Genomic DNA, 10,797 nt, shown 5'->3' with positions numbered 1-10,797 from the left:
TGGTCGGCTTCACATAGTGGTATTTCTTTGCAACCACCGAAAGAGAAATCAATACGTCAATTACGGCAATCATCTTTGCACAATGCTGAATTCTCTTTATGTTTTCAAGAACTCTGTTTTTTATATCCACATAAACACAGTATTCTTTTTCTTTTAATTTTTCTTCAACGCTCAAAAGCTTTACTTCAATATCTTTTAACTCTTCAGTAAAGAATCTTTCGCTGTTTGCAAGGGTTTGTTTTCTTATGAAATATTCGGGAACCAAATCTTTATAAGAAGAGGTTACCTCCAAAAAGTATCCGAAAACTTTGTTGTATTTTATTCTCAGGTTTTTTATCCCTGTTTTTTCTTTTTCTTTTTGTTCTATACCTGCAAGTATCCCTGCGGAATTATCTTTCAGATTTTTAAGCTCGTCTATTTCTTTGTCGTATCCTCTTTTTACTATTCCGCCGTTTTTAAGGCTTACCTGACAGTCATCGTCTATAGCCGAATTTATCAAATCGTAAATATCACCAAGCTCGTCCATTTCGGAATAAATTTCCTTTAAAAGAGAAGAGTCTTTCATGAGCTTTGAAATAAGCAGTCTTACACGTGGCAGTACCCCGATAGACTCTTTTAGGGAAATTAAATCCCTTCCGTTTGCAATATCCAAAGAAAGTCTGGATATGATTCTTTCCATATCCTTTACATATTTTAAATTTGCGCTTATATCCTCAAGAATCATGACATCGTCGGTAAAGAGCTTTACGGCGTCTTGTCTTTGTTCTATCTTGTCTTTATCGGTAAGGGGCTCCAAAATCCATTTTTTAAGCTCTCTTGCCCCCATGGATGTAACGGTTTCGTCGAGAACATCCAAAAGAGTATCCTTTTTGTTGTTCGTTCTTAAATTTTCGACTATTTCCAAATTTCGTTTGGTGTTGTAATCGAGATGCATATAATTGCTGCTTTCGTTAAGCTTTATCTCGTTTATATGCATTAATGATCTCTTCTGGGTTTCATCTAGATATTTAATCAGCGCACCTGCGGATCTTACGCCAACCTCGTTGTCGTCAAGCCCCAAAGAAGACAGCGCAAAAACATTAAACTGCCTTAGCATAATATCCTTTGCTTTGTCAAAGAAGAAATAATTTAAAGGGTGAGGTTCCAAGGCAACCTTGGTAACCGAAGATATTTTCTTCTTTAAAGACAAATCTTCAAACAAAATCGTATTTACTATTATTTGTGCGGGATTTACTCTTGCAAGCAGGGATAAAAGTTCATTTTCTCTGTTTTCTCCGCTTAAGTTAACGATATTGAATTCTCCCGTGGTGATATCGCAGTAAGTAATGCCGAAGTCCAGCTTGTTATAGTATATACACATTATATAGTTGTTTTCACTGGCTTTAAGCATCTTCCCTTCGGTAACGGTACCCGGAGATATTATCCTTTGAACTTCTCTTTTTACTATCCCCTTTGCCGTTTTCGGGTCTTCAACCTGTTCGCAAATAGCGACTTTATATCCTTTTTCAACCAGCTTTGCGATATATCCGTCCGCACTGTGATAAGGTATGCCGCACATCGGAGCTCTTTCTTCCAGCCCGCAGTCTTTGCCCGTCAAAACTATATCCAGCTCTCTGCTGACTTTCTTTGCATCATCGAAAAACATTTCGTAAAAATCACCGAGTCTGAAAAACAATATTGTATCGGGTACGGTTTCGTGTATTTGCAGATATTGCTTCATCATAGGTGTCAATCCCATAAATATTTTCTCCTATTCTACCATTTCTCCCGTTAAATGGAATGTCTGTATTTTTGTTATTTTTACTTTTACTATATCCCCCGTATTACCTTTTCCCGTAAAGTTTACCAGTTTAAAGGTGTCCGTTCTGCCGGTAAGGAGTTTGTCATTCGTTTTGCTTACTCCGTCAATCAATACTTCCACAACTTTTCCGAGATACTTCTCGTTTTGTTTAAGCAGTATCTCATCGTGAAGCTTAAGGAGCCTGTCAAATCTTTCTTTGACGGTTTTCTCGTCTACCTGACCGTCCATAACGGCAGCCTTTGTACCTTCTCTTTTGGAATAGATAAAAGTAAACGCCGTATCAAATTCACTCTTTTTATAAACGTCCAATGTATCCAGGAAGTCCTCTTCGGTTTCTGTCGGGAAACCCACTATTATATCCGTCGTCAATGCAACGCCCGGAATTTCTCTTTTTATTTTATTTACCAAATTCACATAATCATCTTTGTCATAATGCCTGTTCATAAGTTTTAAAATCCTGCTGGAACCGGACTGCATCGGAAGATGTATATGAGAACATATCTTCTGATTTTCTTTTATGACGGCGATTAATTCGTCGCTTAAATCTTTCGGATGAGAGGTCATAAACCTTACTCTTTCTATTCCCTCTACTTTACTTACCATATCCAAAAGCTCAGCAAAGGAAATCGGATTTTCGAGCCCTTTTCCGTAAGAGTTTACATTTTGTCCAAGCAATGTAACTTCCTTTACTCCGTCGAGAGCAAGTCCTTTTACTTCCTCCAAAATATTTTTATACTCCCTGCTTCTTTCTCTTCCCCTTGTATAAGGAACTATACAGTAAGAACAAAAGTTGTTGCATCCTTTCATAATGCTTACGAAAGCTTTATGCTTAAACTGTCTGTTTACGGGAAGTCCCTCTGCAAGATTGTCGCTGTCTTCAAGAACTTCCACTATAAGTTTCCTCTTTGCTTCGCATTCTTCAAGCAAAGAAGGAAGAGAAGCTATGTTATGAGTACCGAATACTATATCAACAAAAGAATACTTCTCTTTTATTTTCTTTACGATATGCTCTTCTTGCATCATGCACCCGCACACCGCAATCATCAAATCCTTTTTGTTTTTCTTTAACTTCTTAAAATTCCCGAGGTTGCCGAAGAAACGATTGTTTGCGTTTTCCCTAACACTGCACGTGTTCATTATAATCAAGTCTGCGTCCTGCTCTTTGTCTGTAGATTCATATCCAAGCTGCTCAAGCATTCCGCTTATTTTTTCACTGTCGTTTTCATTCATCTGACAACCGTATGTAATGATTAAATATTTTTTCATAATATCTCCGTTTATCTGATTTTTTCTATTAATATCATCACAGGAGAGGTTTCTCTCCTGTTTAGATGGTTTATGTTTACAATGTTAAAACTCTTTTTATCCAACTCTTTGCAGTAATCAACTATGCCTTTATACTCTTCCATTCCCCCTTCGTGCCCAACGTATGCGCATATACATACCGTACCGTCATAATCCAAGACACTCAAGGTTCTTTTTATACTTAAAAGAGTATCTTCTTTTTTTGTGGTTATACTCTTATCTCCTTTGGGAAGATAACCGAGGTTATACACCGCAAAGCTCACTTTTTCTTTCACGTATTCCAAAAGGTTTATGTGGCTGTCCAAAATCAGAACAGTATTGTCATACAAAGCCTTTTCTTTCAAAAGAGCCTTTGTATTCTTAAGGGCTTCTTTTTGGATATCGAAAGCATACACCTTGCCCTTTTGTCCAACCTTACCCGAAAGATAGAGAGTGTCGTTTCCGTTTCCCATAGTCAAATCCAAAACGACATCCCCCGGTTTTACTTTACTGTCGATAAAAAAGTCCGTCATTTCGCTTACATTATTAAGTAACGCCATACTATCTCAAAAGCTTTTTAACCTCATTCGCGGTAAGCTTTCTGTATTCCCCCTCTTCCAAGTTTCCAAGTCCGAGTCCGTTTTCCATAGTTCTGTGAAGCTTTAAGACTTTATGTCCCACGTTCTCGCACATCTTTTTTACCTGTCTATTTCTTCCCTCTATTATGCTTATTTCCAAAAGAGAGTTGTTGCCTATCATCTTGATAAGCCTTACTTTCGCTTTTGCGGTTTTTTTCCCGTCAACCACGACTCCCTTCTTTAACCTTTCCAATGACTTTGAATCCACGTTTCCTTTTACAAGGGCTTCGTAGGTCTTTTCTTTTTCGTATTTCGGATGTGTGAGTTTATAGACAAAATCCCCGTCGTTGGTAATGATAATAAGCCCCGTTGTATCCTTATCCAGCCTTCCCACAGGAAAGAGTCGGTGTTCCTTTTGACCTATCAAATCGACCACGGTTTCTTCTCCGTACTTGCTTTTGCTGGCACTTATCACTCCCGAAGGCTTATTTAACATATAATAAACTTTTTTGTTATCAAAACTAACCTGTTTACCGTAAACTTTTACTATATCCTTTTTTACATCTATCATTGTACCAAGCTGTCTTACGACTTCGCCGTTTAGAGTTACTTTCCCTTTTTGGATTATCTCTTCGCATTTTCTTCTGGAAGCAATTCCGCAGCTTGCAAGGTACTTGTTTATTCTCATTTTTTCTTCCATATCCACTTCTCTTTCTTTAAACAATCATTATATTATACAAAATTCCACTTCTCTTTTCAATTTGGAAACACCGATTAATTTTACATTTATGGAATCTCCCATCGTATACCTTTTGGCAAATTCCCTTCCGACCAAAGAGTAATGCTCTTCGTCGTAAATGTAGTAATCGTCTTTTAGGTTATTTAAGTATATAACGCCTTCTATTCCGTTTTCCAACTTTACATACATTCCCTTTGAACTGAACCCGGAAATCTTCCCCTCAAAGGATTCACCTATGAAACCATCCATATATTCGCATATGAATATTTTATCGGCTTCTCTTTCAATCTCTTCGCTTTGTCTTTCTTTTTTTGACAGATGAACTGCTCTTTTCTCCATTTTTTCTCTTTCTTTTTCCGGGTTATCCAAGTTCACAGTACCGGATAAGATATTGTTTAAAACCCTGTGCACCATTAGGTCAGGGTACCTTCTTATAGGAGAAGTAAAGTGAGTGTAATGTTCTATGGAAAGGGCAAAATGCCCTTTGTTCTCTGTTGTGTATACCGCCTTTTTCATACACCTTAAAAGAACGGTTTTAAGAAGACTCTCGTTTTTATCCCCTTGTACATCTTTCAAAAATTCCTGTAGCTCGCTGCTGTAATGTCCGTCGTGAAGTCTGATTTTGTATCCTAGAGCTCTGGCAAATCTCACAAAATCACCGATTTTTTCCTTATCGGGTTCTTCATGAACCCTGTATATTCCGTTAACTCCAAGAGAGGAGAAGAACTCACAGGCTGACGTATTTGCCGCAAGCATAAACTGCTCGATGATTCTTTCCGCTGTTCCTCTTTTTCTAAGTGTAACGTCTTTAACCACACCGTCTTCAACACTTATAACACTCTCATCCCCGTCAAAATCCAGATTTCCTTCAAGGATTCTTCTGTTTTTTAAGAGCTTATAAAGCTCCTTCATAAGGTTTAAATCATCTTCGTAAATATAATACTCACGGGGAAGATTTTTACTTCCCTCAAAAAGCTCATTGACTTCGTCATACACAAACTTTGCTTTTGAAACAATCAGAGATTTATAAAAATCATAACCGATTATTTTTCCGTCTTTGTTTATTTTTATATCGACGCTGAAAGCTTTCTTTTTTTCCTTAGGATTAAGGCTGCATAAATTTTCACACAGTGCCTTGGGAAGCATCGGAATAACCCTGTCGGGGAAATAAACACTGGTCCCTCTTTCGTAAGCTTCTTTGTCGATTTCTCCGTTTTTCCTAACGTAAGTACTTACGTCAGCTATATGAACGGATAGAATATATCCGTCTTTTTCTTTTTTTATGCTCACCGCATCGTCCAGGTCTTTTGCGGTTTTGCCGTCTATGGTAAATATGTTTTTATCAGTCAAATCCCTTCTTTTATCTTTAAACTTATCAAAGCCGTCAAAATCCAAAGCCTTGGCTTCTTTCAAAACCTTTTGAGAAAAATCCCTTTGAATATCATATTCGTAAAGCAGGGATTCTATCTCAAGCCCCTCATCTCCCAAATGTCCGAGAACTTTATTTATTCTTCCGACCCAGTTCTTTCCCTTTGGGAAATCGGTAATTTCGACCACGACTTTGTCTTTATCCTTTGCGTACTTTATGCCTGACTTTGGTATATAGATATCGTTTGTGAAGCTTGGATTGTCACTTACAACAAAACCGAAAGTTTTCTCTTTGTAAAAAGTTCCTACGGTTTCCCTTTTTACCTTTTTTATAATCTCGGTTATCTTTCCTTCTCTTTTCTTCCCCTCTTGTTTTTCTTTTATGATTTCCACCCTGACGGTATCTCCGCTGAATGCGTCCATGGTGTCTTTTCCCGCAACAAAGATATCCTCATCAAGCTCTTTTGTACTCACAAAACCGAAAGAACCCCTGCCCTTTTCGAATATGCCTTCGTAAATACCCGAGTCCATAAGCAAATATCTGTTTTTAATATATTTTATTTTCTTTTCACTTATAAGATAATTAAGAGCATTTGACAAAAGATTTTTCTGATTTTTCGAATGCATGTCGAAAATATAAGCAAAATCCTTGAATTTCATCGGCTTATAATCATCGTTTTCCATAAGTAAATATATCTGTTCGCTTAAGTATTCCAATTTATCGTTTTTCATACAAATTATTATATACTATTTGTTTAAAAATTAATATATTTTATTTAAAAAGAAATAAATATCTGATATAATGTGTAATTAAGCTAAATAAAAAAATACCAAGTCAGGAGATTAAAAATATGAATGAACATTTTATATTTTCGGGACATGATACAGTAGCCCTTGCAAAAAAATTCGGAACACCGCTTTACGTTATAAGCGAAAATAAAATCGTAGAAGCGATAAATCTAATAAAAAAGAGTTTTGAAGCATACGGTTTGGACTACGATATAAATTATGCGGGCAAAGCATTTACAAACATGGCCATGGTAAAAATAATAAAACAACAGGGTATATGCCTTGACACCGTTTCGGGAGGAGAAATATACACGGCATTAAAAGCAGGACTTGATCCAAAAAAAATATGTTTCCACGGAAGCAACAAATCCGCCGAAGAAATAGCAGAAGCCATAGAAGCGGGAATCGGCGTTATCACAATAGACAGTTTTTATGAGATAGGACTTGTCGGAAGAATAGCAAAAGAACTTAAGAGAACACAAAACGTGCATATAAGAATATCACCGGGAGTGGAAGCGCACACTCACGAATACATTCAAACTGGAAGAATAGACTCAAAATTCGGTATTCCGATAAACATGGCGATACGTGCCGCAAGGATGATAATAGACGAAGAATACCTGAACTTAACAGGAGTACACTGCCATATCGGTTCTGACATATCATCGTCAAAACCATTTGAAATAGCGGCAACCAGTATGTTGGAAATAGTATACAACATAAAAGAAATGGGAGTTGAAGTAGAAGCTTTAAACCTCGGAGGAGGATTTGGGATAAACTATCTTCACGATGACCCTGTATTCGACGTTGAAGAGTACGTTCACAGAATAAGCAAAATCATCAGAAAACAATGCGATATGCTAGGAATAAAAGTTCCTAAAATAATAGTTGAACCCGGAAGATACATAATAGGACCTGCGGGAATAACTTTATATTCTGTAGGAACAATAAAAGAAATACCTTACCTTAGAAAATACATAAGCGTTGACGGAGGAATGGCGGACAATCCACGCCCTGCCCTTTACAATGCGGTTTACCATGCGGTAATAGCAAACAAATACAACAAAGAACCAAACGAGCTTTATACAATAAGCGGAAAATGCTGCGAAACTGATACTTTGATAAAAGATATTCTGCTTCCTCAGGCGGCACCGGGGGATATAATTGCGGTTCTTAACACAGGCGCATACAACTATTCTATGTCAAGCCACTACAACAGACTAAAAACACCTCCTGTTGTTCTTTTAAAAGACGACAAAGCGGAGTTGATGGTAAAGAGAGATACATACGAAAATTTAATACAAAACGATGTTGTGCCAAGTTGGCTTGAAGATTAAATTTAAGGAGAAGAAATGAACTTATTTAGTACTGAAAATCTGATACAAATGCTTTATATGCTCATTCCCATAATACTGGCACTGAGCGTACATGAATTTGCTCATGCATTTATAGCGGACAAAATGGGAGATCCGACCGCAAGAATATCGGGAAGAATGACCATGGACCCCACAAGACATCTCGACCCTTTGGGATTTATTGCCCTTTTGTTTTTCGGTTTCGGCTGGGCAAAACCCGTACCTATAAACACGGCAAATTTTAACAACAGAAAAAAAGGAACCATACTGGTAAGCTTGGCGGGACCTTTATCCAATCTTATTTTGGCGGTTGTTTTTTCAATTCTTTACAAATTTGTTGCACCGATAATAAATAATGAAGTCTTATACTATATTCTTCAGTACGGAGTTGTAATAAACATATCCCTAATGGTATTCAACCTTATACCGATTCCTCCTTTGGACGGTTCAAAGATTTTGGCAAGTTTGCTTCCTTATGAATACGAAGAAAAATTTTACAGATACGAACATTATCTGTATCTGTTATTGATACTTTTGTTGGTAACGGGAATGATAGGCATTATACTCTCACCTTTGATGCTTCCGTTTTTAAAGGTTCTCCTTTAATATGAGGGAAGTATCAAAATGAAAGAAAACATATTACACTTAAGCAGTTTCGAAGGACCTTTGGATCTTCTTTTGCACCTTATAAATAAAAACGAAATAGATATATACGACATACCCATAGTAGAAATAACAAAGCAATATCTGGAATATATATACAGCTACAACGATCTCGATATGGAAGTGGCAAGCGAATTTGTCGTTATGGCATCCACCTTGCTTGAAATAAAATCCAAAACACTTCTGCCTGTGGAAACAGAAGAAAACGAAGAAGAGACAGACCCGAGAGAAGAGCTGGTAAACAGACTCATCGAATACAAAGCCTTCAAAGAGTTGACAAAGAGCCTAAAAGAAAGCGAACAGATATACAACACATCTTTGACGAAAGACCCAGAATATTACAGCGAAATAAAAGAAGAATACGTTATAAAGGAAATAGATCTTTCCCTGCTTTCAAAAGCACTCAGAAACATTTTGATAAAGCGAAAAGAAAGAATAAACGAATTCAGCGAAAATCAAACAATAGAAACAGATACATTTTCCGTTGACGATTCTATGCTAATTTTAACCAAAATGCTCGAAAAACAGGATAAAATAAGCTTCTTTTCCCTGTTCGACAAAAACATAAAAAAAGGATACGTTATAGCGACTTTTCTCGCAACTTTGGAACTTCTTAAAGTGAATGCCGTAAAACTCACACAAAACGGAGTTTACGGAGATATATTATTAGAAAAAATATAGGAGAATATATGAATAAAACCGATAACGATTTTATTAACAAAGAAGAAAAAGAACTTTTACATATAATAGAAAGCATCCTCTTTGCCATAGGTGACAAGGTACATATCGACACAATAAAAGAAGTGCTGGGTATTAACAATAAATATGCAACATATTTATTAAAAAAATTACAAAGTGAATATGATTATGAAATGAGAGGGGTGAAGTTAGTCAGAACTGATGATACATATCAGCTTACAACGAGAAGTGAATACTTTAATTATGTAAAAAAAGTTTTGACAAATTACACGACAACTTCCCTTTCTCAGGCGGCACTGGAAACACTGGCTATAGTAGCATACAAGCAGCCGGTAACAAGACTTGATATAGAACTTGTAAGAGGAGTAAAGTCAAGCAGTTCTCTCGATTTGTTGATAGACAGAGGACTGGTTGAACAGGCAGGAAGACTGGATGATGTAATCGGAAAGCCGATGAGTTTCAAAACCACAAAAGAATTTTTGCGTCTGGCGGGAATAGAAAGGCTAAACGAACTTCCGGAATTCGAAAAGTTTTTGGATGATTTGGAAAACCATATAGATGAAAAAACCGAAGAAGCCGGAGAACAGCTGATGTTTACGGAAAAAGTCGATTAATCACTTCTTAGGAAGTGATTTTTTATTTATAATTCAAAAGGAATTTTTATTAATATTAAATAAATAACATTTAAAGTTAGCATAAACAAATTTAAAATGAAATACAAAGAATAAATCAATATATTATGATAACCTTATCTATTATTCATTTATATATTTAATACAATTAAAAATATATATTCAAATAAACATATTTTTCAATAATTTTCTATTTACTGTAAATATCTTATTTGTTATAATGATTGAAAACGAAATTAAAATTATATTAAAATAAATAAAATCATATTAAGAAAAAATTAAAGGGATATCGATGTTAAATAAACTCAAAACAAAATTGACATACACGCAGATAATTGCGCTTGGATTTTTCTTTATAATACTGATCGGAGGGATTCTTCTCAGCTTGCCTATATCTTCAAGAAGCGGAGAAGCTACTCCTTTTTTAAATGCTTTGTTTACGGCAACATCTGCAACCTGTGTAACGGGGCTTGTAATATATGACACCTATACTCACTGGTCCGTTTTCGGGCAGATAGTAATAATATGCCTAATACAAATAGGCGGAATCGGATTCATGACGATAATAACGATGTTTTCGATATTTTTAAAAAGAAAAATCGGACTTAACGAAAGAAAGCTGTTGATGCAGTCGGCGGGAAGCATACAAATCGGCGGCATAGTATCCATGATAATGAGAATAGTAAAGGGAACCATAATATTCGAAGGCATAGGAGCGATACTCCTTGCGATAAGATTCGTTCCCGAAATGGGAATTATAGAAGGAATATACAACGGCATCTTCCACTCGATATCGGCCTTCTGCAACGCGGGCTTCGATCTGATGGGAAAATTCGAACAGTTTTCTTCCCTTACAAGATATTCAAACGATACTTTGGTAAACATAACG

The 10,797-nt window shown here is 36.3% G+C and carries 10 protein-coding genes; 5 read left to right on the top strand and 5 right to left on the bottom strand.

Annotated features, from left to right (window positions below; all coding sequences use genetic code 11):
* The 5 genes from mutS to rnr form a co-directional block, all read right to left on the bottom strand.
* Positions 1–1,738: DNA mismatch repair protein MutS (gene mutS, locus QZ357_RS03200; RefSeq protein WP_290771722.1), on the bottom strand; the 1,738-nt coding region annotated here is incomplete at its 3' end.
* A gap of 12 nt (positions 1,739–1,750) precedes the next feature.
* Positions 1,751–3,067 carry a tRNA (N6-isopentenyl adenosine(37)-C2)-methylthiotransferase MiaB gene (gene miaB / locus QZ357_RS03195; RefSeq protein ID WP_290771720.1) on the bottom strand — a complete coding sequence of 439 codons (1,317 nt, stop codon included), beginning with the start codon at positions 3,065–3,067 and terminating at the stop codon, positions 1,751–1,753.
* Between the two features lie 11 nt (positions 3,068–3,078).
* Positions 3,079–3,645: a class I SAM-dependent methyltransferase gene (locus QZ357_RS03190; protein WP_290771718.1), complete on the bottom strand. Its 567-nt coding sequence runs from the start codon at positions 3,643–3,645 to the stop codon at positions 3,079–3,081.
* 1 nt (position 3,646) lies between these two features.
* A complete protein-coding gene (locus QZ357_RS03185; protein ID WP_290771716.1) occupies positions 3,647–4,363 on the bottom strand; it encodes a pseudouridine synthase in 717 nt (238 codons plus the stop codon).
* A gap of 27 nt (positions 4,364–4,390) precedes the next feature.
* Positions 4,391–6,502, bottom strand: coding sequence for a ribonuclease R (gene rnr / locus QZ357_RS03180; RefSeq protein WP_290771714.1), 2,112 nt, complete (start codon positions 6,500–6,502; stop codon positions 4,391–4,393).
* Between the two features lie 119 nt (positions 6,503–6,621).
* Here rnr and lysA point away from each other — a divergent pair, with 119 nt between their 5' ends.
* The 5 genes from lysA to QZ357_RS03155 all read left to right on the top strand — a co-directional run.
* The gene (lysA, locus tag QZ357_RS03175) at positions 6,622–7,896 is read left to right on the top strand and encodes a diaminopimelate decarboxylase (RefSeq protein ID WP_290771712.1); all 1,275 of its coding nucleotides are present in this window, start codon (positions 6,622–6,624) and stop codon (positions 7,894–7,896) included.
* A gap of 15 nt (positions 7,897–7,911) precedes the next feature.
* Entirely contained in the window at positions 7,912–8,520 is a 609-nt protein-coding gene (locus QZ357_RS03170) for a site-2 protease family protein (protein ID WP_290771710.1), read from the top strand.
* Between the two features lie 18 nt (positions 8,521–8,538).
* The gene (locus tag QZ357_RS03165) at positions 8,539–9,258 is read left to right on the top strand and encodes a segregation/condensation protein A (protein ID WP_290771708.1); all 720 of its coding nucleotides are present in this window, start codon (positions 8,539–8,541) and stop codon (positions 9,256–9,258) included.
* 8 nt (positions 9,259–9,266) lie between these two features.
* Positions 9,267–9,890, top strand: coding sequence for an SMC-Scp complex subunit ScpB (scpB, locus tag QZ357_RS03160; RefSeq protein WP_290771706.1), 624 nt, complete (start codon positions 9,267–9,269; stop codon positions 9,888–9,890).
* Positions 9,891–10,200: 310 nt separating this feature from the next.
* The coding region (locus QZ357_RS03155) for a potassium transporter TrkG (RefSeq protein WP_290771704.1) at positions 10,201–10,797 on the top strand (597 nt) is incomplete at its 3' end.

Origin of the sequence: Anaerofustis sp., assembly GCF_019420015.1 — a bacterium.
Classification (GTDB): Bacteria; Bacillota; Clostridia; order Eubacteriales; family Anaerofustaceae; genus Anaerofustis.
The sequence above is the reverse complement of the archived record's forward strand: the minus strand, read 5'-3'. Positions and strand labels throughout refer to the sequence as shown.

Coding starts and splice junctions, on each gene's coding strand:
- rnr (WP_290771714.1), bottom strand. CDS start 6,502: ATGAAAAACGATAAATTGGAATACTTAAGCGAACAGATATATTTACTT.
- scpB (WP_290771706.1), top strand. CDS start 9,267: ATGAATAAAACCGATAACGATTTTATTAACAAAGAAGAAAAAGAACTT.
- miaB (WP_290771720.1), bottom strand. CDS start 3,067: ATGAAAAAATATTTAATCATTACATACGGTTGTCAGATGAATGAAAAC.
- QZ357_RS03170 (WP_290771710.1), top strand. CDS start 7,912: ATGAACTTATTTAGTACTGAAAATCTGATACAAATGCTTTATATGCTC.
- lysA (WP_290771712.1), top strand. CDS start 6,622: ATGAATGAACATTTTATATTTTCGGGACATGATACAGTAGCCCTTGCA.
- QZ357_RS03190 (WP_290771718.1), bottom strand. CDS start 3,645: ATGGCGTTACTTAATAATGTAAGCGAAATGACGGACTTTTTTATCGAC.
- QZ357_RS03165 (WP_290771708.1), top strand. CDS start 8,539: ATGAAAGAAAACATATTACACTTAAGCAGTTTCGAAGGACCTTTGGAT.
- QZ357_RS03185 (WP_290771716.1), bottom strand. CDS start 4,363: ATGGAAGAAAAAATGAGAATAAACAAGTACCTTGCAAGCTGCGGAATT.